The following is a 24,756-nucleotide window of genomic DNA, read 5'->3' on the forward strand; positions in this document are numbered from 1 at the left end:
TGATCTGCTTGATACCGGAGTTGCCGGGCACCGGCTGGAAGGCGCTCCAGGTACCGGTGGCGTAGTTGCCGTCAGCGGTGTAGACGGTGTTGTCGGAGCCGATGGCGTACAGGTGCACGGTGCTGCCGACCGCCGTGGCGGTGATCTGCTTGATACCGGAGTTGCCGGGCACCGGCTGGAAGGCGCTCCAGGTACCGGTGGCGTAGTTGCCGTCAGCGGTGTAGACGGTGTTGTCGGCGGCGATGACGAACAGGTGCACGATGTTGCCGACGGCCACGGCGGAGACCTGCTTGATAGCGGAGTTGCCGGGCACCTGCTGGAAGGCGCTCCAGGCACCGGCCGCGAAGTCGGCGTTGGCGTTGAAGACGGTGCCGCCCGCGCCGATCGCGAAGAGGTTGGTGACGTCCTTGGCTGCGGGGGCCGGGGCGGGGGCGGGCGCCGGGGCGTTGTCGGTCCCGCCGATGGGGGAGACGTAGCCGCTGATCGACTGGCCCATGTAAGAGCTGTAGCCGAGTGCCGAGCTGTACGGTCCGTCAACCCGGACGTGCGAGGTCGCGGCCCAGTTGCCGCGCTGACCGCCCTCGTTGCCGCCGATGGACTTGATGGTGCCGTTGCCGACCTCCGTGACGATAGCGACGTGGTCGGCGTAGCCGGCGCCGTCGTAGTTGAACACGACCGCGTCGCCGACGTGCGGGGTGCTGTGGAGGCCGCCGTTGTACTGTCCGAAGCTGCCGGCCCTCGGGTCAAGGCCCGAGACGTTGGCCCCTGCCTGTGCCCAGACCCACTTGGCGAAGTCCGCGCACCAGTTCTCGGGGCCGCCGGTGCAGCTGGAGTTGAAGCCGGTGGTGCCGGCGCTGTTGGTCGAGCAGGCCATCTTGTAGTTGTTGGCCTGGGCGATGCTCACGATGTTCGAGCCGACGCTGGCGTGGGCGGACGAGGCGCCGAAGGCCAGGCTGACCGGCACGATCGCGGTGGCGAGGGCGAGAGCGGCAGCGCGACGGGAGATGGGCGTAGACATGGCGGGTACTCCTGGGTGAGAGATGGCGGGTTGAACGGTCGGTGGTGCTCCGGCGGGCACGGCGGTGCCATGGCCGACGGAGCCAGGAAGTTCGGTGAGCGTCGTCGCGGGCCGTACGGCGCGGCGGCGGCAGCGGAGCAGGGGCCTTGGACGGGTGAGCGGCGCTCACCTGCGGCTCCGGGAGGTCAGGCAGTGCACTTGGCCGGTGCGGGCCGTGACGTGACGGCCGGGGGCGTGGTGCGGTCAGTGCGGGGCAGGAGGTCTGCAGCCCGTGGGTGTGGCGGATGCCGTCGGCGCGGTCGTCACCGAGCGGTGTGGTCCGTGGCTCGCGGGAGCTCCGGGGGCAGGTAGCGCTGTAGGAGCGTCGGTGAGGTGCGGTGGCTGCGGGCGATCAGGCCGTACGCGCGGACGGCGGCGGGGTCGAGCTGGCTGGGCGGGTCGGAAGGGCCGCGGCTGAGTAGGTAGAGCAGGAGGTCGATGCGGTCGTCGGCGGGCTGTGCGCTGGCGTGTTGGAGTCCGTCGGCGGGCTCGGCGTGCGCCCAGAGGGCGTCGACGGCTTCGGCTGCCTCGGCTGCTCCGGTCGCCCCGGCCACCGCAGCGGGCTGTCGGCGTTTCAGGCTGGCGTAGACGATGTCCATCCGGCGGGTTCAGCCGCCCCAGCCGATGCTGTCGGTGGAGGCGGGCGCGGCGGTGGGGGTGCCGCCCCAGCCGATGCTGTCGGAGCCGGTGGCCGTGGTCGTGGTCGTGACGGTGGTGGCCGGGTCGGCGGCGGCGAAGGCGGCCGGGGCGGCCAGGAGGGCGGTGAGCGAGACGGCGGCGACCGCGGCGGCCTGGGCGATACGGGTACGGATCATGACGGGGCCCTTCTGGGATGGACGGGAGAGGTGTGCCGATCCGTTGGGGCGTCCCGCGGTTGACGCCCTGTCCGGCTGCCGCCCCGGATCGTTCCCTGTCGGGCCTTCCTGGCGGCGATCACTACTCTCCTCGCTCGCCCGTGGCGCCGGAAGGGCTTCCCGCTGGCGCCCAGTCGCCTGGCGGACTCCCGACATCATGACGAGGTCATGCCAAGTTTTCTTGGCTTTGCATGCTCAGATATGAGCACGCAGCATCAAGGAGCCTTCTCAAGAACCCGCAAATCCCACCGAACGCCTCGATTCGAGCCTTGAACGGGCCGTCGCGCCTCTGTTTGGATGCGCCTGGCCGCCCGCCCGGGAGGCGGCCGACGAGTGCCGGGGGGCGCGACATGCTGGAAGTACTGGGCCTGACCGCCGGAGCCACCACCGTGTACCGGGCGATGCTCGACCACCCCGCCCACGGCGTGGACGAGATCGCCGCCGGCTGCGGCCTGAGCCCCGTCGAGGTGCACGAGCACCTCCAGGAGCTCAGCCGCCTCACCCTCGTACGGGCCTCCGCGCAGCGCCCCGGCGAGCTGCGCGCGGTCAGCCCCGACATCGGCCTGGCCGACATCCTCGCCACCCAGGAAGCCGAACTCGCCTCCCGGCAGGCCGCGTTGGCGGCCTCCAGGGCGGCCGTCACCCGCATGGTCGCCGACCGCGCCGAACACCGCACCGCCCACGGCGAACGCCTGCTGGGCATGGACGCCATCCACGCCAGACTCGAACGGATGGGCCGCAGCGCCACCACCGAGGCACTCGGCAGCCAGCCCGGCGACCAGCTGCCCCACGACCTCGCCGCCAGCCGCGTCACCGACTCCGAGGCCCTCGCGCGCGGCATCGCGATCCGCACCCTCTACCAGGAGTCCACCCGCAACCAGCCGCACGTGGCCACCTACGCCCACTGGCTGCTCAGCCAGGGCGGCGAGGTCCGCACCGCCGCCACCATCCCACCGCGCATGGTCATCATCGACCGCAGCCAGGCGCTCATCCCGGTCGACCCCGCGGACAACCGCAAGGGCGCCCTGCACGTGACCGAGCCCGGCATCCTCGCCGCGCTGCTCGACCTCTTCGAGCAGACCTGGCACACCGCCGTCCCGCTCGGCGCCACCCACCCCGACGACCCCCGCACCGGGCTCACCCCCACCGAACGCGAACTGCTGCGCCTGCTCGGCTCCGGCCTCACCGACGACACCGCCGGTCAGCGCCTCGGCATCTCCACCCGCACCGTCAGCCGCCACATGTCCTCGATCATGGAGCGCCTCAACGCCGGCAGCCGCTTCGAAGCCGGCATCAAAGCCGCCCACCGCGGCTGGCTCTGACCCCCCGGAAGGCCACGGCCTGAAATCAGTGGCGCACCACATGGCCCCCTGCGGCATTTCGCCGAAGGAATGCACCCTGCGGAATTTCCGAAAACCAACGAAAGAGGAACTCATGACAGTCAAGCGGATCGGTTTTGTCATGGCGGCTCTCGCCGCATCTGCCGCATTTCTTCCCGTGACCGGCGCGTCGGCCACGGGCGTTTCCATTCGAGACGTCGTCAACCCGCCCGGCCACTAAGGGCTGTGCAACCAGAACAGCAACAAGTGCCTGGCCGTCCTGGCGAGCGGCGCCTACGGCTCGCGGGCAACCCAGACCACCTGGGGGAACTCCAAGACCAGAGCTGGCACCTCAATGACTCGGGTGCCCTCACCGAGATCAGGAACGACTACAGCGGCCAGTGCCTCACCGCCCAGGGGTACGACGACGGCGCCCCCGTCTACCAGTACACCTGCACGGGGCTGGACGACCAGAAGTGGTACGCCCACAGGCTCAGCGCCAACTCCACGTGGTGGGTCAACTACCACAGCAAGAAGTGCCTCCTGGTCCAGGGAACGGAAGAAGCAAACCCCGCCAAGCAGACCACCTGCGGCTACTTCCAGGACCAGTACTGGGACATCTGATCCACCCGGACCAGCGACAACGGTGATACGGCAAAAAACTTCTGCCTGAATCACCGCAGACGGCCTGCAGTCTGTCGAGCGCGGCAGGACGCCGCGCTCGACGGGTCCGTACGATCTGCGGCTACGCGTCGCCGGGCCCGGCCCGGGCCCGGCGACGGTGCTCACGCGGCGAGAGCCCGTAGGCGCTCCTGAAGGCCCGGCTGAACTCGGCAGCCCGCGGGATGCCGCAGCGGGTGGCAACGGCGTGCACCGGTACGGTGCGCAGCGCGGGGTCGGCCAGTTCGCGGTGGGCTTTCCTCAGTCGTTGGGTGCGGATCGCCGCGGCGAGGGTCTCACCGTGCGACTCGTGGGTGAAGACGCGGTGCAGGTGGCTGACGGAGATGTGGTGGGTGGCGGCGATCACGGCCGGGGTCAGGCCGGGGTCGTGGAGGTTGTGCCGGATGAACGCGCGGACGCCCTCCATCAGGGCCCGCCGCCGGGTTTCCTGCGGCAGGACGGGGAGGGCGTCGAGTTCCCGGGCGACCCAGGCCGCCGTCAGGTCGACTACGGCCTCCCCGAGTCGCGCTGCCTCCGGAGGCCCCAACGTCAGGGCCTGACGCTCCAGCCCCAATATGAACTGCGTGAGCAGCGCGCCAGAACCCTCACTCGCAGAGAACCTCCGGCCCAGCAGATCACGCACCAGACGACCGGGCACCGGCAACAGAGACCGAGGAATGTCGATACCGATGGCGGTGACTTTCAGGCCTGCCCCGTCAGGGGTCCGGTCCCCGAGCATCCGCACGTCGTGCGGGGTAGAGCTGTCGATGAGGGCGAGGTCCCCGACGTGGAACGTCTCCACCTGGTCACGTCCGCGCCTGAGCCCGTGGCTCCCGGAGACGAGCAGGGTCAGGTAGTACAACTCCTGGTCCGAACGCCGGATCATCTGCCCGGTGCGCCGGAACTGCGCCGACGGGAACGACGACCCCATCAGCACCACTGGCCCCAGCTCCGCGTACCGCAAGTCCGCCTCGAAGCTGTCCGCCTGAGCACTGGTCGTCTCACACTCCCGCGACTTCGCCAGCACGTCCCGCCAGTACTCAAAACGGTCCTTCGCCGACAAACCCTTGTCCCACGGTTCTCCCCTGCCCCCCACCGACAACTCCACTCTCCCCGGAAACCGCCCCTGCCGGACCCGGCAGGACTTCCCCCGACAACATCATCGACCACCCGACCGCCAAGTACACATCCGGAGGAGGCTTCCGGAGCCGGTCCCTACGCCTCATGCGACGCGGGAGGGTCTGTACAAAGAACGGTGTAACTCCCGATCAAGGAAGTAGCACCTGATGAAGGAAGTGACCGTCTCGGCCGCGGCTGTCGAGGCAGCGAAGCCGGTGGAGTTGCAGCCGGACGCCTTGGACGACCAGTTGATCGGGCAGCTGGTCGACCGGGCCCGAGTGAGCGGGCTGCAGCTCACCAGTGCTGGAGGCCTGCTCCAGCTACTCACGAAGAAGATCCTGGAGTCCGCCCTCGAGGGCGAGATGACGGACCACCTCGGCTACGAGAAGCACGACCCGGCAGGGGCCGGCAGTGGGAACTCGCGCAACGGCATCCGGTCGAAGACCGTGCTGACCGAGGTCGGCCCGGTCGAGATCGACGTCCCCCGCGACCGGGAAGGCTCGTTCGAGCCGCAGCTGGTCCGCAAGCGCCAGCGGCGGCTGTCCGGAGTTGACGAGATGGTGCTCTCGCTGTCCGCCCGCGGTCTGACGCACGGGGAGATCTCCGCGCACCTGGCCGAGGTCTACGGCGCGGAAGTATCCAAGCAGACCATCTCCACGATCACGGACCAGGTGATCGAGGGCATGGCCGAGTGGCAGAACCGGCCGCTCGATCCGGTCTATCCAGTGGTCTTCATCGACTGCGTGCACGTGAAGCTCCGCGACGGCCAGGTCGCCAACCGGCCCATCTACGTGGCGCTGGCGGTCACGGTCGAGGGCACCCGCGAGATCCTCGGGTCGTGGGCCGGCGACGGCGGCGAGGGCGCCAAGTACTGGCTGCACGTTCTGACCGAGATCAAGAACCGCGGCGTCGCGGACGTGTGCATGGTCGTCTGCGACGGTCTCAAGGGCCTGCCGGACGCCATCGCCGCGGTCTGGCCGCAGGCCGTCACCCAGACCTGCATCGTCCACCTGATCCGGGCCTCGTTCCGCTACGCGGCCCGGCAGGACTGGGACAAGATCTCCAAGGCGCTCAAGCCTGTCTACACGGCTCCGACCGAGGACGCCGCCCTGGAGCGGTTCGTGGAGTTCACCGAGGCCTGGGGGAAGAAGTATCCCGCGATCGTGCGGCTCTGGGAGAACGCCTGGGCGGAGTTCGTGCCGTTCTTGAGCTTCGACGTCGGGTCCGCCGGGTCATCTGCACCACGAACGTGATCGAGTCCGTCAACGCCAGGATCCGCAAGGCCGTCCGCTCGCGCGGGCATTTCCCGAACGAGCAGGCCGCGTTGAAGTGCGTCTACATGGCGATCATGTCCCTCGACCCGATCGGTGACGGCCGAAAGCGCTGGATGACCCGCTGGAAGACCGCGCTGAACGCCTTCGAGATCGCCTTCGACGGCCGACTCTCCGCCGGCCGCCGTTAACTCAACCCAACCGAGTTACACCGTTCACTGGACAGACCCCACCGTCGCACCGGCTCCGGCAGTTGCGCAGCCGGCGGTTGCGCGGGCTGTCGCAGTCGCAGCACCCGGCGGTGCAGCACGCGCTGCTGCTGCACCTCCGGCAGCAAGGGGTCGCCTTGCTGCACGGGGAGCAGCAGCATGCCCGGGTGGGCGCTGCCAGGGTTGCACCGGCATGACGACTTCCCCGCTGTCCTGGCTGCCGCTGCCCTCCTCCCCCGACAGGGCCGAGGGCCAGCCCGGCTCCGGGCCCGACGACCAGGCGCTCGACCCCGTCCAGCTGGCCGGGGCCGCGACGCCGGTGAGGCCGCGGCCGCGTGGGTGCGGGAGCTGGCCGGCCGCCAGGAGGACGAGCGCCACGCCCTGGCCTTGGAGCACGCGGCCGCTGGGATCGAGCGGGCCGGCCACCAGGAGGTGATCCCGGGCGGCGACGGCCAGCTGGCCGAGGAGCTGCGCTACGCGCTCGGCGCGGACGTGCTGCTCGGCGCCACCCACACCGGCGCCCTGCCCGACCTCGCGCCGGGCGAGCGGCTGCCACTGGTCGCGGTGTGCGCGCTCGCGGCCGCCATGCCGTCCTGCGTGCTCGGCGACCTGCCGCGCGAGGTCACCCTGCTCGCCGACGGACTGGACGCCGCCACCACCGCCGACCGCACCGCCACCGCAGGCGCGAACAGCACGTACTCGGGGTGACCCGCCCTCACCGGCCGGTGATCACACCGGCCGGTGCGCGGGAGAACGGTCCGGGTTGACCAGCACTCAGCAGCCGTGCGGCATAGGCTTCCTCATCCCCACCACCCGCACTCGGGCGACGCCCGGCGAGCTGGCGGCCGCCCAGCTGCTGCACCTGCGCACCGCGACCGTCCCCGTTCCGGTCCTCGCCGTGGCCGCCGAGCTGATCGCCCCACAGCTGGAGAACCCGTCGTATGTCTGTCACGCTGATCGCGGAATCACCCTGTTCGCCGGACGCTGGCCCGATTCACTGGATGCCGGCTCGTCCGCGATCGATGTGCCGGCGCGGTCGCCGGTGCCCGGCAGGTCCTTGGCGAGCCGGGCTGCGAGTGCGCTCACCGGGCATCGACCGGGTGAGGACGCCGAGTGTGAGCAGAGCGAGCGCCGGCAGCACGGCGACGATGATTCCCATCGGCAAGGCGTCGGTGGCGCCACCCGCGCCGGCCAGCGGAGCGAGTGCCCCGCCGAACATGAACTGGCTGAAGCCGAGCAGAGCGGCTGCCGACCCGGCGTGTCCGCCGTGGTCGGCCAGGGCCTGGGCCGCGGCGTTCGGCATGACCAGGCCCACGCTGGAGACCAGGACGAACAGGCCGATCAGGAGCACGGGCAGGGGTGCCCGTGTCAGCACCGCGCCCAGGACCGTGGTGCCACCGGCTGTCGCGCCCAGCAGACCGGCGAGCAGCAGCACGCGGGCGCCGGCCCGGGCCACCAGCCGGCCGCTGATCTGGGCGGCCGCGATGAGTCCGGCGGCGTTGACGGCGAACACGGCGCTGTACTGCTGCGGTGACAGGCCGTGGATTTCCTGCAGGACGAACGGCGAGCCGGAGATGTAGGCGAACATCGCCGCGAAGACCAGGCCGTTGGCCAGGACGTACCCGGTGAAGACCCGGTCGCTGAGCAGTTGCCCGACGACAGCCGGCAGCGGCTGGCGTGACGCGGAGGGGCGGGTCTGCGGCAGTCCTGCGGCGGAGGCCGCCAGCATCACGGCGCCGAGTACGGCCAGGGCCACGAAGATTCCGGGCCAGGCCGTGACGCGCAGTAGCTGGCCGCCGAGGACCGGCGCGAACACGGGCGCCAGGCCGGTGATCAAGGTCAGTGCGGAGAAGAGACGTGCGGTGCGGGTTCCGGAGGTGCGGTCGCGGACCATGGCGTTGGCGATGACGATGCCGAACCCCCCGCCGATGCCCTGGACCAGGCGCAGGCCGACGAAGGTCCGGACGTCGGGTGCCACCGCGCAGAGCGCGCTGGCGATCGTGTAGAGGGCGAGGCCCGCCAGCAACGGACGCCGCCGGCCGTAGGTGTCGCTCAGCGGCCCGGCGATCAGCTGCCCGATGGCCAGCCCGGCCAGACAGGCGGTGATGGTGAGCTGGGTGGCCGCGGCACCGGCGGCAGTACGCGCGGCGCGGGCGGTGTGGGCAACGCGGGCACCGTGTCCGCCGAAACCGCCACCGCCACCGGCGGATCAGGCGGCTCAGGCGGCTCAGGCGGTACCTCCGGGAACGGCGGAACCGGGAACACCGGCAAGCTCAACGCCACCGTCAAGGCATCGGCCAGCGGAGGCAACTCCAACAACACGCGTGCGACGAGTGAAGAGGTGGGCGGCCACGGCGGGCCGGGCAATACCGGAAACATGGAGGCACCCGAGGTCGACGCCCGCGGCGGCAACGGCGCAGCCGCCACTTACGGTGGCGAGGGCGGCTCGGGCAACGCCGCCACCGGGACCATCACCGCCTCGACCGCCACCACTCTCACCGGGGGCGAGGGCGGAGGCAGCTCTATCTATGCCAACGGATTGGGCGCACCGGGCGGAAACGGCGGAGGGGGCAACATCGGCACGGTCACGGCACCCAAGGTCGCCTCCACCGGCGGAAGAGGCGGATCAGCCAGCTCCGGTGGCCCGGGAGGTACCGGAAACGCCGGAACGGTCACCGCCACAACCGCCCTGACCCTATCCGGCGGAGGAGGCGCACTCGGGTTCGGCGACCCGAACGGCGACAGCCCAGTATTCCGCGCAGGACCAGGCGGGAGCGGCAACAGCGGTAAGGCACTCACCACCGGCACCGCCACCCTGACCAAAATCACCGGCGGACCAGGCGGAACCAGCAACCAAGGCGAAACCGGCGAACAAGGAGCGCCAAGCGGCACGGCCGGCCCCGGAAACGACTCCGAGGGAACCTTCCAGGGCGGCAACGGCGACGACGACGTCATCGCCGCCCGCGGCACCGGCACAACGACATACACCGACACCGACGGCAACACCGTCACCGTGCCCGGCAACGCCGGCAGAATCGACGGCGGAGGCGGCGTCAACACGTGCACCACCCAAAGAGGGAACACCGGCACCATCACCCACTGCACCATCAAAAACATGCCCTGACCCCCAAGCCCTCCCCACCGACACGGACCGCCAGCCGTCCTCAGCGGACGCCGCTTCTCGGCTGGTCGCCTCTGGCAGGGCGCCTGCGTGCGAAAACGTCAAGATCAGCGGCGATCGGCTGGAGGCACCCTCTCAAGCCATAAAAGCGCCCGACACTCATGAATCTGAGCCCTGACAATCAGCCGGTGACAGAAGGTCCGCGTTCCAACCGCAGGTGACAGATACCGCGAGCAAACGGTGACAACCGTCGTGCTTCATCCTGCGGCTTCACCCATGTCGCTCGGTACACCTGGTGACCGGTACCGCACTTCGGCACAGCTGGGCCGAAGCGCGATAGGCGTCACAGAGGCGCGCTATCTGCCACCACGATCTGCGGGGCCGCAGATTCGGTGGCCCGGCAAGCCTCGCCCCGGGCTCTGCGCCTCGCCCGCATACGCCGAGACCGGCACGCAGGTGCCCCGCCGCTGTCACTACCAACGACGGCTGCACACGATCAAGGGGCGGCCCCATGAAGACCGCCCCTGACCTGTCGCCCGCTCGCTACACTTCCCATTCCCAAGCCGTGACCAGAGGGAATGGAGAAGTCCTGCTGGAGCTAAGCCATCCCGGCTCCGCTATCGGATGCACTGCTGCGGTCACCTACAGCTAGTTGGTCTCCGATGTCGCTTGGCACATCCAGGTTGACCCAGCGGTAGTGGCCACCCTGCGGGCAGGGGATGCGGGCAGGTGTCAGTTCTGCCAAGTCTGCTTCCAGTCCACCTCGCCGGTGCCACCGGTCGCCAGCAGGTAGATCGCCGCCTGGTAAGCGAAAAGGGAGAAGGCCCGGGCCCTGAAGCCATTCAGTTCCAAGTCCCATCCTCCCTGCCAGCCGCCGCTGGCGTCGACCCGGGTGAGGGCGATCCGGTTGTCGCCGGCCCGGCGGACTGCCACCTGGCCCCGCCCGTTGCCCGTGATCGCCACAGAGGGAGCGCCGTCGCCCTGGACGCCGGCGAGGATCTCGTGCCCCCACCAGCTGCCCTCGCCATAAGTCTGGCGGATGACGTTGACCTGGCCATCGGTGCCGAGCCAGGTGCCCATGATGGTGCCTCGCCAACCGGGGTTCCACGAGCTGAGGTCCGTTTCGAGGCTCATGGGGTAGTCACTCCTCGCACCGAGGACCAAGGTCGGATTGTTCCAGGAGTTCGATGTCCCGCTGAGGAAAATGCTCCACTCCTCGTTGCTGCTGCTTCCCCGATAGGTCAAGAAGGTGCTGCGATTCGGGGCCGCAACCACGGACACGGAAAAGAAGTTGGGCGTTGCGACGCCGTTGGGGATTTGGGACCACCCAGGCCGCACCTGGGGCGTCTGACTGCCCGCAGTGACGGTCACCTCCGTGTAGAAAACGAATCCGTTGGTCCCGGTGTGGAATACCCGGAAAGTCGACGACTGGCCGTCCGACACCGCTAGGTGCATCGCCGGGTTCGCGTACGTGGTGGCCCCGGCCAGCTCGATGTCCTGGCCGTGACCAACGGAGACGCGAATGGTGTTGTTGTTCGCCCGCCACACCTGGAGGAGGTTGCCGTTGTTCGGGTCACGGGACTCCACCATCGCCCCGGGTGTGCTGACTCGGTGGCCCCCAACGATCTCGGGCGCCCAATCGGTCCCCTCTCCGGGCTGAGAGGCATGGGCCGAGGAGACCCCGAGGAACGCAACCGAGGCTGCGGTGAGCAGGGCCACGGCCGACAGCCACCGCCGCTTCGGGGAGTTATGCATGTCCACTTTTCTTTCCTTAAGTATATGGAAATTCATTCCGATTGCTTCTTGGACATCCCGGCAGATCGCCCATGGCGTGACGATCTTGAGTTTCCCCCAATTCCGCAGAATAGAGGAAAGAGCATTGCCCTGTCGGCGCGCCATTCCGAACGCGCCGATACAGAGCGGCCTTCCATGAAATCGGCAGTGAATTTTCCACGGAAGAGCAAATCGCCCGTGGTGCCGCTGTCGGAGTGAGCAGGTGCGGGCACGAAGCCGTTACGCCTTTGCGCTGGTGGGACGCCTCCGCGCGGCGTACTGAGCCTTGTCGGTGCCATCGCCTGGTCTCCGAGTCCGCTTGCAGGTCGGGACTGCACGGGGCACGCGGCCGTTTCGGCATCACCGGCGTGCGATGGGCACGTCCTGGCGATCTGCGCCCGGGTCGCTCAGCCGGTGACGCTGGCCAGGTGGTGGGTGAAGTAGGTGGTGAGCTTTTCTATGGCGGGGTCGATGTACTCGGGCTTGTCGTAGAGGTCGACATGGCTGGCGCCCTTGATCCAGTGGATTTCCTTGGGGCCGGTGCCGCGCTGGTGGGCCTCGACGGCCATCCAAGCGGTGACGGCTCGCTCACCGATGACCTGGAGGACGGGACGGGGGCCGATCAGCGGGATCGCGAAGAACGGGTCGTAGCCAGCGAGCCGGTCGATACTTTCCCAGGCCAGGAACTTGGCGGACCGCTCATGCTCTGCACGCGAGGTGCAGTAGTACTCGAAGCCTTCGACTCCGTGCTGACCGCCCAGGGTGCGTGCCTGTTCTGCGGTCTGGGGGAACATCGTCATCACCCCGGGGTCCTCGCCGCGGGCAGCTGCGGTACGGGCGCGGGCGGCCGCGTCCAGAAGGGTCCGGAAGACGGCGGGGTCCTGTCCTCCGTCGGCCCCCAGCCGGAACTGGCGGGAGGGGTCGGCGGTGCTCACGGTGGCCACCGCCCGTACCCGGCTGTCACCGCCGGCCGCGGCCAGCGAGTAGCCGCCGGAGGCACAGATGCCGAGCAGGCCGATCCTTCCGGCATCGACGTCCTCCCGGGTGAGCAGGTAGGACACCGCCGCCTTGAAGTCCTCCACCCGCTGCGCCGGGTCCTCCAGGCCGCGTGGGTGTCCGCCGGACTCGCCTTGGTGGGCCGCGTCGAAGGCGAGCGTGATGAAGCCGCGCTCGGCCATCCGGCTGGCGTACGTGCCGGAGGTCTGCTCCTTGACCCCGGTGCCCGGGTGTCCAACGACCAGGGCCGGGTAGCGGACCGGTCCAGGGGTGTCGGGAGTGTAGAGATGCGCGGCGATCTCGATGCCGGCGCTGTGGAACCGGATGTCGGACCTGGACATGCGGGCGCTCCGTTCTTTGATCGGTTGATGGTTCGTCGGCGGTGTGGACCGGTCTTCCAACCGACACCGCCGAGCCGGTGCGGTCCCGGTCCGCAGTGATCAGGGGGCGGCGGCAGCGGGTGCGCTGGCTTCCTGAGCCCCCGTGCCGGAGCCGGGCCTCAACTGTGACGTGCCGGTGCGAATGGAGGCATCAGTAACTTGACCCAAGTCGCCGCAATGCAGTCAGGAACCAACCTGAGCATTCTTGTTCGCCCGGGCAGGCTGCTGCGGGCAGTCGGCCCTTCGGCCTGGTTTGGGCCCGCCTCCCTGTTCGGTGGTCGCGCCGGCGACGGCGTCCCGTCCGGGGGCCGATCGCCAGGTGGCGTCGTTCCCCGAGCGGCATCTACCCTTCTGCGACGTGGCGGGTGCGGAGGCGCGCGGGTCACGAAGACCTGCACCGAGCTGCGCTGTGACCGTGAGGACGCGCGCGCGGGAACGACCGGCCACGGCTTCACCGGTCCCTCTTGGGCCACAGGGAAGGCCGCGTTCGGACGGCCCAGGGAAGGGGTTGCAGGGGGCGCCGTCCTCAACCACGCCGCCAGGCAGCGAGTGCTGGTCGCCGACTTCCCGGTGGCGGCGGATCAGGCAGACGCGGCCGTCGTGGACCAGCACCGCGCACACCCGCACCCGGACCTGCCCGGCCACCGTGCCGGTAGTCACCGCCGGGCCCAGGCCAGGCAGGCGGGCTCGTGCCAGGTGCTGCGGACGACCACCCCGCCCGGGGTCAGGTGCTCGCTGGACCGGGCCCGGCAGCACCCGGCGCTGCCCGGCCGGGCCGGGGCCGGCGGCCATCCGGTGCGGACCGGGGAGGCGGGCGCGGACGCAGTGGTCGCAGCCAGGTGCCGGGCCGGAAGGCCGGGTCGTCGCCGAGGCCGGTGCGGTTGGCGGGGCCGGTGCGGGTGCCGCCGGCGGCGAGGTAGGCGAGCAGGCGGCGGTACGACATGTTCCAGTCCGTTTCCAGGCGCCACAGCTCGTCCAGGCCGTCGAGCTTGGCCACCTGGTCCGCGGTGAGGCCCGCGGCCTTGCGCTGGCGGCGCATCCACGCACCCACCGCGTAGTCGTCGAGCTTGGCGGTGGCGGGGATCGCGAGGTGCTGTGTCGGCACCGCCTTGCTCCCCGTCGCCGAGGCCCTGCTCATCCGGCTCGCGGCCGGGCGCGAGCACGCCCTTACGCAGGTTCAGCAGCGCGGTGCCGGCGCTGCGGTGCCTTCGCGGCGGCCAGCGTGAGAGGCCCGGCCGTCTCCGAACGGTGCTGATGCCGCAGCCGGGGCCGCCGTCACGGCCGGCACCGTCCTCCTCGCCAACGCACGGCGGGCCGACGCCCAACGATCGGGGCGGTGTGCCGGCCCGCCACGGCCGACGTGGCAGCCCCCACCGGAGGCGTCACTGGGCATGCCGGTGACCGGTGTCCTGCCCCACGTCTGCCGCCCGGGCGATGACCAGGCGGCAGACGCCACGGTCAGTCGCCGCGGCGGCGCAGGGTACGAAGCCCGACGTCGTACGCCATCGAGCCGAGGACGAGGACGACGAGCGGCCAGACGAGCGCGGACGTGGCCGGGACCGTGCCGCGAAGCAGGGCCGCCCCCAGACCGCCGGTGCCAAGCGTCGCGGTGCACGTCGGAACGCTCGGCAGGACGATACGCAGCACCACCTCCCGGCGCCCGGCAGGACGCGCCCGGTCGGCGTCGGCGGCGGTCACCGGCCGGCCCCCGCAGTCGTCGTGCCCGGCAGGGAGCGGCCAGCGCTGCGGGCGGCCAGCCTCTTCACCTTCCGCCGGACCCGCTCGCCGAAATCCGCCGGCTGCGCGACGCCAGCGGCCGCGGCGGCCTCGGCCCAGGTGCCAACCCCCGAATACGCGAGCGCGAGCGCCACGGCCCGCTCGTCGGGAGAGAGGACCGCCAGGACCGCCCTCAGGCGGTGGTCTTCGAAGCAGTCCTCGGCGGGGGCGCTGTCGGCGGCCTGGCCGGCGACGAGATCGTGGAGGGTCAGTCCGTCGCCGAGCGGGGTGTCGAGCAGCAGCAGCCGCTTCCGGCTGACCTTGCGGCGCCAGAGCGGGGTGAGCTGGCGGTGGATGGCGAGGGCCTCCGCCTTGATCTGTTCCACCGCGGCGAGGGTCAGTTCACCTTCGGCATCCAGCGGGTCCGACCAGCCGCCGAGCAGAGCGGTGGAGACCGGCTCGCCCCACCCGCTCCACAAGCCCAGCGCATCGGACGCGAAGGAGCGGACCGTCCTCAAGTCGCCGACAAGCGCCGCCTCACGAGCGTTCAGCGCCCGAAGCACGTGGGAGAACCGCATCTCCCGGAACCTGGACTCGACCGTCCAGTGAGTCATCCGGCCGGCCGGGATCGCCCAGATGCCGCTGGAATCGGAGCGCAGACTGTAGTCATGATCCGGGTCGGACAGCCGCAGCGAGGCGAACCTGGCCTTCGCGTCAGCGATGGCGGCTGCGCCCGTCCCGGCGGCCGTCATGTCGCCGCGCGTGACCAGGAGAACCGGGGCGGCGGCAGGCGAACCCGTACTCGGTACGGACTCCCGGCCGGCCCCGTCGGCGGGGTCCGGCCCGGTACGGGCGATGGGAACCGGCTCCTTGTGAACGCGGTTGACGGATGACAGGTCCTCGGCAGGCAATGGCTTCCCCTCGGGTGTCGCTGAAAATCCTTCCCCTCCCGGTCCCGGCGCGGGCCCGGACCGACAACGAAACCCGACCCGAATTCTGTGATCTGCGACACAGCCCCTGGAGGCTGCCGCGCCGGCCGCCGCTCTCGACCATGACGCGCTCGTTGTCCGAGCCCTGGCCGTGAGAGCGCAGTGGTGTCACGCTGCGCCGCGGCCGAAGCCGCGTCCTGCGGGCGTTGATCCCCAGCCAGTCCACCGGCGACTCCCCCACGGCGGCAAGGACGGCAGCAAGCGGCCGGGACGGCGGGCGGGCAGACCCACCGGGCGACGACGAACACGCGGACGGCGGCGGACCGCGAGACGGCCGCCGTGCCGGAGGCCGAGCAGCTCACCGTGCGGCACGGGCGCGAGCACCTGCTCGACGTCGGCCGGATCCACGCCACCTTCGTCACCGACGCCCGGGAGCACGGCGAGGACTGCGGCCCGCTCGACCTCATCCCCGCCCCGGAACTGCCCGCCGACGGCGGGGTGTACCGGCCCGCCGCCGAGCTCGCCTACACCGCTGGCACCGGCGACGAGCGCCACCGACTGCAGGCGTTCATCGACCGCCCCGGCGTCGGCGCCGAGCACACCACGGCGCAGCTGGCAGCCTGCGCCGCCCTGCGGGAACAGGCCGGCCCGGGCCATGGGAGCGCCGCTGGCGAGCGTTCCCTCGGCTGCTGGTGGTCCTGGTCGGCACGACGGCCACCGGGATCCGCGGCGCGGTGGCGGACCTGCGCCTGGCCGCCGAGGAGAACCCAGCCGTCGCCGAAATGCTGGCCGCCGTCCCGGCCGGCGCCGCCCGGATCGAGGACCTCATCCAGCGCGGACCGTCCGCACCCATCTGGCACCCGCTCAACAGCAACGGACGGGCGTGCGGGTGGACGGAGCTATAGACGGCCAGCCGGAGCCGCTGGGTGGCCCGCTGGCCGTCCCCGCCGCCCTCCCCCGCCCGGCCGGTGGCGCCGCGCAGCGGGGCCGCCGGGCCACCGCGCAGCGGACACCCCGTCACGCCGTCGGCGCGCAGCATCAGGTGGCCGGGATCTTGTCTCCGCTCCTGCTCTGTGCGCCGACTCTCCTGCTCCTCTTCTTCGGCGCTCCGGTGCGCGGGCGGAGGGCGTGCTCCAGCCGGTCGGGCGCTTGAGCGCCAGCTGCGGCGGGGTCGCCGTCGTGCCCTTGGCCCGGGCCCGCTGCTCGGCGTGGGCGCGCTGGAGCAGGTCCAGGGCGTCGCCGACGGTGCGGTGGGTGCGGGCCCCGCTGGTCCTGTCTGTCAGGATCTCGGCGGCCCGCCCGCCCTGGTACCCGGCGGCGATGTGCCCGGCCCGTCCCCACGGGCCGTCCGGCAGCGGCGCGGTCCAGCCGACCGGCCGCCCCCGGTGCAGCAGCTGGTGGACGTCCTCGGCACGCGGGTCGTCCCAGGAGGTCCGGCTCCAGCCCTCGCCGAACGTCAGGTCCAGGTCGTCGAGGCGCTCCGGCTCGCCGAAGCGGACCACCGGGTCGGTGCACGCCGCGCGGCGCAGCGCCTCGAAGTCCTCCGCCCGGGCGGCCGGGCCGACGGCTGCTTCGACGGCCGCCAACGTCCGCGCGGGCGCCCCGGTTTCGGACCGGTCCGAAACATCCGCTCCTGCGCTCCCTGCCGGGGCCGGGGCCTTTTCGGGCCGGTCCGAAACCGCCCGCGCGGCCGCCGGCCCGGCCGGGGCGGGATTTACGGACCGGTCCGAATCTGCCGGCCGAGCAGGCCGCCGGGCCAGGACCTGGGGGTCGACGCGGGCCAGGACGTCCGGGCGTGTCAACGTCTCCTCGGCCCGGCGCAGCTCCAGTGCGGTTCCGGTCACGCCCGGCCAGCGAACCTCGTCGCGGACGTCCTCGGCGGCCTCCTGCGCCCGGACGCCGAGTGAGGCGAGTGTCCGCTGGAACGCGTCGTAGGCGCCTGTCGGGTCGGCGTCCACCGCACCCAGGAACGCCCGGGCGGCCTCCACGGCCGCCTCCGCGTGCCGCACGACGTCCGCCCGGGTGCCGTCCAGGCCGTCCAGGCCGTCTCGGCCGGCTTGGGCAGCGTCGGCCCTGGCCTTGTCCCGGGCCGCCTTGGACTTGCACGCCGTCGAGCAGTACTTCGACCGGCGCCCGCGCCTGCCGGGCTCCGGTGCCGGCACAGAAGTGCCGCACCCCGACCGCAGGCACGTCTCGCCCGATGTCCGGTCTCACTGATCATGGCGGACGCGGCTGTGTCGAGCTGCGGATTGCCAGGTTTGGTGATCCGCGTCGGTGATGAAGCCCAGGCGGCGGCCGTGCGCGTACTCGTCCTCGTCCTTCCACGTCGCCGCGGACAGGTCGGGTTCGACCAGCAGGTCGACGAGCAGGTCCAGGGTGTCGATCCCGATCCGGGTCCGGACCGCCGGGCGCTCGAAGTTCACGTACAGGCGCAGCGGCTCGCCGGCCGGGGTCTGGAAGTGGTGCAGGGAGAACCACTGCCCCGTGGTGTCGAAGCGGGAGCGCAGGACGGTGTGCCGCCAGGCCCACGGCTCCAGTTCCCAGGTGCCGGCCGCAAGGTTGGCCAGGCCGTTCTTGCGGGTGGTGTCGTCGCCGGTGCGCAGCGCCTGCGTCCAGGTGGTCGGGGCGAGGGCACGGATGCCGGGCCAGTAGCCGATCTCGAGCAGGGTGCCGGTGTCGGAGATCGCCCGGTGGGGCTGGGCCGACCAGACTTTGCCGAGGTGGATGTCGCGGCGCACCACCGTGGCGCCGGACTCGAAGCGGGCGCCCGGGCCGGCCGGGGTGGTCACGGCCGGGCCCAGGCCGGGCAGGCGGGCTCGTGCCAGGTGGTCCTCACGGCCATCCCGCCCGGGGTCAGGTGCTCGCTGGACCAGGTCCGGCAGCACCCGCCGCTGCCCGGCCGGGCCGGGGCCGGCGGCCATCCGGCACGGACCGGGGAGACGGTATCAACGGGCGCGGACGCGGTGGGCGCGGCCGGACGGCGGCGGCGGGGCCGGGTGGGTGTCGTCATGTCGCAGGCTCTGCCCACCTCGCCATCCCGCCGAACCCCGCCGCCACCCGGACGGCGTATGGCAGTCCGTTCTAACCGGCCGCTGACCTGCGATGACGCCCGAAACTCACCGGCGGCCCGGGGCGAAACTCACCGGCCCTATGGCGAAACTCCCCAGCGCAGGTCAGCGGGGGTGCCGACTATCTTGGGCGCCCAGCAGCCCTGAGGCGCGTGAGTCAGAATGACGCTACCAGTAAATGTCTGGACGGCATCCCGAGAGGCATGTTAACCAGGGGCGGGAGTCCCATATCGGGTCGTATGCTCAAGCTGCCCCATTAATCTTGGCCACTGCCCTGGTTGGCGCCGGACTCATCTGAGAGTGGTGACAGTTTATCAGCCAGATAGTGAAGGATTTTCCCGGCAGTATAAAGTAGAAACACATTCACCGGGATGAAAAGAAGTGGTAGAAATAGTGCAGCGATGACGCCATTGATGAAACTTGTACTATACCACCAATCGGCAGATTGCTTTCCTCGCATAGCGTCAGATGCAGCAAGAAAGTCGAGACACTTAAGCTCCGCGATAAGCCCAAAGGCCATTGCCGCGCACCAGGCGACGATTACAATCGTCGCCACTACGGCGAGCGTTGAGATCCTCTTGGGTGGCGGTAGATCGCCAATTCGCCGACCGATGGTCCGCATTTCAACTGCGCTCGCCAGCGCGAGCACTGGAATGGTGACTGCTGCGGTGGAGGCATAGACCTCTGTCATTTGCATGATTTCATAGTGCATGCTCTGCCAGCGAATGTGGTGGAGGCGCCGAGGTGGCCGTTCCGGAAGGCTTCCAAGTTGAGCGGTTCCGCCGGATCTGCGAGGCGGCTTCCGATCAACGCTTTGTAGTCGCACGTGAGTCCATGGCTGGTGCGGCCGCGCAGTTCACCCAGGCCTGCTAGTTCAGAGAAGTCACATGAGAATTGACCTCCGGCCGGGTACGTGTCTGGTGGATATCTGGGGGTTCGTCAGGCACGTGAGGTACGTCGGTGGCGGGTGGTCCCGGCGGCGTGGACGATGTGGGCGACGAGGTCCGGGTGCTCTCGGGTTCCGGCGCCGAGGTGTGGCCTTTCCGTCGGCCCGGGCCGCCGGTGTGGGTGCGGCCGTGGTCAGACCTGGGTGGTGAGTCGTGCGAGTGCCGCTTCGTAGCGGGCCTGGACGCCTTCCTCGGGGGCTGCCCGCAGGAGCGCGGCGAGGGCTCGGAGGGCGCCGTCATCGTAGCCGGCGAGCTCCGCTTCCCGGGCAGCGAGGTCGAGCTGGGCAGTGCCCTCGTCGTACCGGCCGAGTCCGACCAGCGCCTCGCCCGTGATGACGAGCAGCAGGATGTGGGGGATGTCGGTCACCTCCGGCCAGCCGTCGAGTTCGAGGGCGTCGGTCGCGGTGGTGAGGGCTTGGTGCCACTGGCCGGCGTCGGCCTGGTGGCGGGCGAGGTGCTGGGTGGCGAGGCGTTCGATCCTGCGGTCGCCGATCTGGCGGGCCAGGTCGGCGGCGCGTTCGCAGCTGGTCGCGGCCTGGTCGAGGTCGCCGAGGGCGGCTTGGGCCATGGCGAGGACGATCAGGGCGTTGGCCTCGGCGAAGGCGTCGCCGGCGTGGGCGGCGAGCGCGTGGGCGGCTTCCAGGTGGACGAGTGCCTCGGGGGGGCGGTCCTCCTCGGTGAGGACCCAGCCGAGCATGTTGAGCACGCAGGCCTCGCCGTGCTCGTCGGCGTCGGCCCGTGCGGCGGCGAGGGCGGTCTGAAGGAGCGGGGCCCAGCCGTCGCGCACCCGCCAGACGATGAGCGGCCACATCGTCATGACGATGCGCCAGGTCCGCTCGTGCAGGCGGGCGGTGTCGGCGCCGGCGATGGCCTGGGTGAGGTTGTCGCGCTCGGCGGTGAACCAGGCCACGGCTGCGGCCCGGTCGCCGAACTGACGCACTGCAGTGGGTGTCAGGAAGTCGGCAGGGAGGGGGAAGCAGTCCTCCGAGCCGGGCTCGGCGGCCGCGACGGCGGCGGTGGCGGTGGTGATGTAGTGGTCGAGGACGCGCTTGAGGGTGTCGGGGTGGGCGTCCAGGCCGCGGGCGTAGAGCCGCACGAGGTCGTGCATGGCCCACCGGCCGGGCGCCGTCTCGGTCACCAGGTGCGCGGTGGCGAGGTGTTCCAGGGCCGTCTCGGCGGTGGTCGGGTCGGTGGCGGCCAGGGAGGCGGCCGTGTAGCGGTCGACGTGGCTGCCGGGGTGGCGGCCGAGGGCGGCGAACAAGTGGCGGACCTGCTCGGGGAGCTGGCGCAGGGTGAGGTGGAGTGCGGCGCGCACTCCGGTGTCCTCCAGGTCCAGCAGGGCGAGGCGGCGTGTCTCGTCGGCGAGTTCGTCGGCCATCGCGGCCAGGGTCCAGCTGGGCCGTCCGGCGAGGCGGGCGGCCGTCACGCGCAGGGCCAGCGGCAGGCCGCCGCACAGCGCTGCCAGGCGCAGGGCGGCGGCCGGTTCGGCGTCGATGCGGTCGGTGCCGAGGATGCGGGCCAGGAGCGCGGTGGCGTCCTGGGGGGTGAGGACGTCGAGAGCCAGGGGGTGGGCGGTGTCGGTGACGATCAGGGCGGCCAGGCGGTGGCGGCTGGTGACGACGGTGACGCAGCGGTCGCCGCCCGGCAGGAGCGGGCGGACCTGTTCGGCGTCGCGGGCGTTGTCGAGGACGACGAGGAGCTGGCGGTCGGCGGCCAGGGAGCGGAACATGGCGGCCGCGGCGTTCTCCGCGTGCGGTATCCGCTCGTCCGGCACGCCCAGGGCGGCGAGGAACTCGCGCAGTACCTCGACGGTGGTCGGCTCGCCGGTGTTGCTGAAGCCGCGCAGGTCGGCGTAGAGGCGTCCGTCGGCCAGGCCGGTGGGGTCGTGGCGGGCCCAGTGCAGGACGAGGGCGGTCTTGCCGACGCCGGCGGGCCCCACCACCAGGCACACCGGGGCCTCGCCTGCGGTGGCCCGGGTCAGGGCGGCCAGCTCGCCGGTGCGGCCGTGGAAGCCGCGCGGCGCGCGCGGCAGCAGGTCCGGTGCGCTCGCGGTCACGGTGGGCTCCGATGTCAGGGCGGGCGCGGGGACGTCCGGCGCGGTGGCGACCGTTGTGCCGGTGGTGCGGGGCCGGCCCGCGCTCGCGGCCTCCTCCAGCTCCCGGGCGCCGGCCGCATCAAGGCCGAGCGCCTTCGCCAGCGCCCGGACGGTGCGGCGCTGCGGCCCACGGGAGCGGCCCTGCTCCAGGTTGGACAGAGTACGCACGCTCACCCCCGAGGCGTGCGCCAGGTCCTCCTGGCTGAGTCCCGCCCCGCGGCGCAGCGCGCACAGCAGCGTGCCGAAGGAGTAGTCGGCCGGTGTGGTCGAGGCCATGCTGATGATCTTCCCCTGGTTCGACGTGGCCCCGCCGAACGCCGAACCCCAACCGGAAGAAGTATGCCGTACGTACTTTTTCCGGTGAAACTTCCTGGTTCACCCCGCCCCGAGCCGGTTGGGTTGAGACCTGCGCGGGAGGACCGCCCGAAGTCATTTCGGGACAGTCACCGCCCCGTCCGAGCGCACCGTCCCAGCGGGACATGACCGCCCGGCCCGGGGGCGGGAGCACCGTCTTCCCGGACCACTTGTCCGTACCCCCACGAGAACACCCCTGCCCCGACGCAGCGGCAGGCGTTCGCGAGGGTCTTCGCTGCGCGACCCACACCCGCGCGCAAGAACTCCAGGAGAACCACCCGATGCACCTGCATCCGATAACCACCGTGCGCCGAACCGGAAGGCAGCTGGCGGTCCTGCTGCTCGCCCTGGCCGCAGCCTGCGGCACAGTAAACGGCCTCGCCGCACCCCAGGCTCACGCCAACACCAGCGACCTGTGGACCGATATCGACTGGCATCTGGAGGACTTCGACGTCCCCCGCCCGCATCCGAGCCGGCCCCAGGACCCGCCCGTGGGCAATCAGCAGACCTCCAACCAGTCGGGGGCCTACGCGCGCGTGGTGGACCGGATGCGGCAACTCGCCGGCCAGGGGATGGCAGGCGTACAGGGCAACGAGCATTACTTGGACACGACGGTCGCCGGGCGGACGAACGCCACCAACCGCGTCATCCGGGTGTTGCTCTGGTCCAACGCCACCGGCCAGCAGCGGGCCGACGTCGCGTTGTACTTCTCCGTCGACAACCTGTACTTCATGGGCTTCTCCTCCCACGGTCAGCACTACCGGCTCAACGCCAACTACACCCGGGGCCTGGCGGAGTCGATCCGGGTCCATGAGAGGGCGCAGACCGCTCCCTGGGTGAACCCCATCAACTCTGACGGGAGCTACGCGTCCCTTGCCGCGACGCCGACGTGGCGCGCTGCCGAGCCGTACACAGCGGCCAACTTCCTCAGGCACCTGGATGCCCTGAGCAACGCCACCCCGGCGAACCGGAACTCCAACGAGGTGCTCCGGGCCATGGCCTTCTTCATCGGCGCCACCTCCGAGGCCGCCCGCTTCGGCTGGATCGAGCACCGCATCGCCGCCGTCATCTACGCCGACGCGGACCCGACCCCGGAACCGGCCCCGCCGGGAGAGGACCCGCGGACCATCGGCCGGTTCGGCACCGACCTGGAGAACAACTGGGACACCCTCTCCTCTCTGGCGCACCGAACCGCGCAGGGATACAACGGCACCATGGTGCCCATCGCCGGCTTCGAATATCGGGACTGGCGGGACCTCGACCGTGGTGGTAACGGCAACCGCCGCATCGCCCCCTTCCTTGCCATTCAGGGCAGCGGCATCTGACCCGCTCCACCGTGGCAACTGGCCGGGCCCGGTCCACCACGGACCGGGCCCGGCCAGTTGCATGCGCTCCCGCGCCCGAGCAGGACCCTGACCAGTGCGGCCGAGACGCCCTTGGCGTCAGCCGTATGACCAAGCACAGCAGGGAATGGAGCGCCCGCTGCCTCATGTGCCTCACCCGATCAGATGGCCGTTGATCTGCGACGTTTTGCACTCAACCCCAGATAACCGAGGAACTCCCCGGTGCAGGTCAGCGGCCTGCACCGGGGACAGAGCCGGGTCAGGACCGGCGCCACCAGGAGCTGGTGCGCTTCGCCTCGGCGGCCGCGGCTTCGGCGGCGGCCCGCTCCAGCTCGGCTGCCTCCCGCGCCTTCCGGTCCGCGTCGGCCTGGCGGCAGCCGGCGCACAGCCCGTCGTCGTTCCAGCCCCGCTCCTTCTCCTCCCACCGCTCGTCCGAGAACGGCGCCGAGCAGCGGCGGCAGGCCGGACGGCGCCGCTCCCGCTCCGCCGCCTCCCGCGCCCGGCGGGCCCGATCCGCCTCCGCCCGCTCGACGGCCAGCAGCCGGTCGCCGTCCGGGTTGTCGAGCGCGTCGGTGAGGGTGTGCCAGCCGCGGCGACCGAACCGATGCCACACCGGGGCGTCGGCCCCGTGGCGGCGCAGCAGCGGCAGGGTGGTGGCGACGACCGGCAGGGCGCGGTGGTGGTCGCGGGCGTGGACGGCGTCGCCCCCGTACGCGGGGGCGTGCCAGATGTCCTCGGAGGCGGCCTCGACCTCGGTCATGCGGTTCAGCAGGCGCTCGTGGTCGCGCTTGGCCTTCTCCGCTTTCTGCTGGGGGGTGAGCCGCTTGGCGTCGGGTCGGTCGCGCTTGCGGCCGGCCTCCAGGACCAGGGCGACCGGCGGCAGGCCCTCGCGGCCGGTGGGCGGGTAGACGGTGGGCCACAGCCGCAGGGCGTGGGTACGCGCGCGCCAGCCGCGCAGCGATTTCTCGAAGGCCGCCTTCGTCGTGCCCTTCGCCGGGAGCTCGCACCAGGTGCGGTAGGAGGTGAGCTTCTCCACGAGGGTGCCGACGCCCTCGTTCTCTCGGTCGACCTCGACCAGGAGCACCGGCACGTCCGAGCCGGGGTCGCGCAGCACGAGGTCGGTGAACAGGGAGCGACGGTGCGGGATCGGGTGCTCGACCTCGGTGGTGAACGCCTCCAGGTACCCGAACCCGGCGCGGGCGAGGAGGCCGGCGGTGGCGACGACGTCCAGGGCGTGCTCGGAGTACGCCGTTGCCCGGCCGTCGCGCTCGGTGCGCAGCTTGGACAGCTTCGTCCCGGCCGGAAGCAGTCGGGCGGCTTCGCGGCGGCCGGCGGCGGTCAGGGTCCACAGCTTGCGGTTGTCCGGCAGGCGCAGCTCCTCCCGCACCCTCCCGGCGGCCTCCAGGTCGACCAGGGCGTCGCGGGTGGCCTTGTCGTTCCGCTGTCCCAGCAGGACCAGATGCCAGAGCTCCCTCGCGGTGGCGCGCTGGAACAGGCCGAGCGACACCAAGACCCCACGCCGCACCGATTCCGTCGAGTCCGCCT

Annotated in this window: 21 protein-coding genes and 2 pseudogenes; 7 read left to right on the top strand and 16 right to left on the bottom strand. The window is 71.2% G+C overall.

Annotation, left to right across the window (positions count from 1 at the left end):
- The 3 genes from ACFYUY_RS38310 to ACFYUY_RS38320 all read right to left on the bottom strand — a co-directional run.
- Positions 1-1,018, bottom strand: a 1,018-nt coding sequence (locus tag ACFYUY_RS38310) for a CHAP domain-containing protein (protein WP_387907852.1), incomplete at its 3' end; no start/stop codon positions are given.
- Between the two features lie 302 nt (positions 1,019-1,320).
- Entirely contained in the window at positions 1,321-1,656 is a 336-nt protein-coding gene (locus ACFYUY_RS38315; RefSeq protein WP_387907855.1) for a hypothetical protein, read from the bottom strand.
- A gap of 9 nt (positions 1,657-1,665) precedes the next feature.
- Positions 1,666-1,872: a hypothetical protein gene (locus ACFYUY_RS38320; protein WP_380402585.1), complete on the bottom strand. Its 207-nt coding sequence runs from the start codon at positions 1,870-1,872 to the stop codon at positions 1,666-1,668.
- A 389-nt stretch (positions 1,873-2,261) separates the two neighbouring features.
- Between ACFYUY_RS38320 and ACFYUY_RS38325 the strand changes: the two genes are divergently transcribed.
- Positions 2,262-3,233 (top strand): LuxR C-terminal-related transcriptional regulator, encoded by a 972-nt coding sequence (locus tag ACFYUY_RS38325; RefSeq protein ID WP_387907857.1) that lies wholly within the window; start codon positions 2,262-2,264, stop codon positions 3,231-3,233.
- 264 nt (positions 3,234-3,497) lie between these two features.
- Entirely contained in the window at positions 3,498-3,854 is a 357-nt protein-coding gene (locus ACFYUY_RS38330) for an RICIN domain-containing protein (protein ID WP_387907860.1), read from the top strand.
- Positions 3,855-3,975: 121 nt separating this feature from the next.
- Here the strand turns inward: ACFYUY_RS38330 and ACFYUY_RS38335 are convergent, their stop codons facing one another.
- The gene (locus tag ACFYUY_RS38335) at positions 3,976-4,953 is read right to left on the bottom strand and encodes a helix-turn-helix domain-containing protein (RefSeq protein ID WP_387907863.1); all 978 of its coding nucleotides are present in this window, start codon (positions 4,951-4,953) and stop codon (positions 3,976-3,978) included.
- Positions 4,954-5,185: 232 nt separating this feature from the next.
- On the opposite strand from ACFYUY_RS38335, the pseudogene ACFYUY_RS38340 reads away from it, so the two are divergent.
- Together ACFYUY_RS38340 and ACFYUY_RS38345 are read left to right on the top strand one after the other, a co-directional pair.
- A pseudogene (locus ACFYUY_RS38340) lies at positions 5,186-6,471 on the top strand (IS256 family transposase).
- Positions 6,472-6,828: 357 nt separating this feature from the next.
- A complete protein-coding gene (locus tag ACFYUY_RS38345) occupies positions 6,829-7,197 on the top strand; it encodes a hypothetical protein (RefSeq protein ID WP_387907866.1) in 369 nt (122 codons plus the stop codon).
- Positions 7,198-7,483: 286 nt separating this feature from the next.
- Here ACFYUY_RS38345 and ACFYUY_RS38350 read toward each other — a convergent pair.
- Positions 7,484-8,611: pseudogene (locus tag ACFYUY_RS38350) on the bottom strand (multidrug effflux MFS transporter); the annotation flags it as partial.
- Positions 8,612-8,665: 54 nt separating this feature from the next.
- On the opposite strand from ACFYUY_RS38350, the gene ACFYUY_RS38355 reads away from it, so the two are divergent.
- Positions 8,666-9,613, top strand: coding sequence for a hypothetical protein (locus ACFYUY_RS38355; protein ID WP_387907869.1), 948 nt, complete (start codon positions 8,666-8,668; stop codon positions 9,611-9,613).
- A gap of 729 nt (positions 9,614-10,342) precedes the next feature.
- Here the strand turns inward: ACFYUY_RS38355 and ACFYUY_RS38360 are convergent.
- The 6 genes from ACFYUY_RS38360 to ACFYUY_RS38385 all read right to left on the bottom strand — a co-directional run bounded on the left by ACFYUY_RS38360 (position 10,343) and on the right by ACFYUY_RS38385 (position 16,061).
- The gene (locus ACFYUY_RS38360; protein ID WP_387907871.1) at positions 10,343-11,371 is read right to left on the bottom strand and encodes a hypothetical protein; all 1,029 of its coding nucleotides are present in this window, start codon (positions 11,369-11,371) and stop codon (positions 10,343-10,345) included.
- A 419-nt stretch (positions 11,372-11,790) separates the two neighbouring features.
- Positions 11,791-12,720, bottom strand: a complete 930-nt coding sequence (locus ACFYUY_RS38365; RefSeq protein ID WP_387907874.1) for an alpha/beta hydrolase — start codon at positions 12,718-12,720, stop codon at positions 11,791-11,793.
- Positions 12,721-13,483: 763 nt separating this feature from the next.
- Positions 13,484-13,864, bottom strand: a complete 381-nt coding sequence (locus ACFYUY_RS38370) for a helicase associated domain-containing protein (RefSeq protein ID WP_387907876.1) — start codon at positions 13,862-13,864, stop codon at positions 13,484-13,486.
- Between the two features lie 353 nt (positions 13,865-14,217).
- The gene (locus ACFYUY_RS38375; RefSeq protein WP_387907878.1) at positions 14,218-14,457 is read right to left on the bottom strand and encodes a hypothetical protein; all 240 of its coding nucleotides are present in this window, start codon (positions 14,455-14,457) and stop codon (positions 14,218-14,220) included.
- Entirely contained in the window at positions 14,454-15,386 is a 933-nt protein-coding gene (locus ACFYUY_RS38380; protein WP_387907881.1) for a hypothetical protein, read from the bottom strand. The genes ACFYUY_RS38375 and ACFYUY_RS38380 overlap by 4 nt, the downstream gene beginning before the upstream one ends.
- A 186-nt stretch (positions 15,387-15,572) precedes the next feature.
- Positions 15,573-16,061 (bottom strand): hypothetical protein, encoded by a 489-nt coding sequence (locus ACFYUY_RS38385; protein WP_387907883.1) that lies wholly within the window; start codon positions 16,059-16,061, stop codon positions 15,573-15,575.
- Between the two features lie 35 nt (positions 16,062-16,096).
- Here ACFYUY_RS38385 and ACFYUY_RS38390 point away from each other — a divergent pair, with 35 nt between their 5' ends.
- Complete coding sequence (locus ACFYUY_RS38390) at positions 16,097-16,309, top strand: hypothetical protein (protein ID WP_387907886.1); 213 nt, start codon at positions 16,097-16,099, stop codon at positions 16,307-16,309.
- On the opposite strand, the gene ACFYUY_RS38395 is transcribed toward ACFYUY_RS38390, so the two are convergent.
- The 4 genes from ACFYUY_RS38395 to ACFYUY_RS38410 form a co-directional block, all read right to left on the bottom strand.
- On the bottom strand, positions 16,304-17,566 hold the full coding sequence (locus ACFYUY_RS38395) for a hypothetical protein (protein ID WP_387907888.1): 1,263 nt from the start codon (positions 17,564-17,566) through the stop codon (positions 16,304-16,306). The genes ACFYUY_RS38390 and ACFYUY_RS38395 overlap by 6 nt on opposite strands.
- Positions 17,567-17,614: 48 nt before the next feature.
- The gene (locus tag ACFYUY_RS38400; protein WP_387907891.1) at positions 17,615-18,193 is read right to left on the bottom strand and encodes a DUF402 domain-containing protein; all 579 of its coding nucleotides are present in this window, start codon (positions 18,191-18,193) and stop codon (positions 17,615-17,617) included.
- Positions 18,194-18,728: 535 nt separating this feature from the next.
- Positions 18,729-19,184, bottom strand: a complete 456-nt coding sequence (locus tag ACFYUY_RS38405) for a hypothetical protein (protein WP_387907893.1) — start codon at positions 19,182-19,184, stop codon at positions 18,729-18,731.
- A 368-nt stretch (positions 19,185-19,552) separates the two neighbouring features.
- The gene (locus ACFYUY_RS38410; RefSeq protein ID WP_387907896.1) at positions 19,553-21,790 is read right to left on the bottom strand and encodes a helix-turn-helix domain-containing protein; all 2,238 of its coding nucleotides are present in this window, start codon (positions 21,788-21,790) and stop codon (positions 19,553-19,555) included.
- A gap of 359 nt (positions 21,791-22,149) precedes the next feature.
- Between ACFYUY_RS38410 and ACFYUY_RS38415 the strand changes: the two genes are divergently transcribed.
- Positions 22,150-23,193 carry a ribosome-inactivating family protein gene (locus ACFYUY_RS38415; RefSeq protein WP_387907898.1) on the top strand — a complete coding sequence of 348 codons (1,044 nt, stop codon included), beginning with the start codon at positions 22,150-22,152 and terminating at the stop codon, positions 23,191-23,193.
- A gap of 277 nt (positions 23,194-23,470) precedes the next feature.
- Here the strand turns inward: ACFYUY_RS38415 and ACFYUY_RS38420 are convergent, their stop codons facing one another.
- Positions 23,471-24,718 (bottom strand): replication-relaxation family protein, encoded by a 1,248-nt coding sequence (locus ACFYUY_RS38420; RefSeq protein WP_387907901.1) that lies wholly within the window; start codon positions 24,716-24,718, stop codon positions 23,471-23,473.
- Positions 24,719-24,756: the final 38 nt, after the last annotated feature.

It is taken from the genome of Kitasatospora sp. NPDC004745 (assembly GCF_042873275.1).
Classification (GTDB): Bacteria; Actinomycetota; Actinomycetes; order Streptomycetales; family Streptomycetaceae; genus Kitasatospora.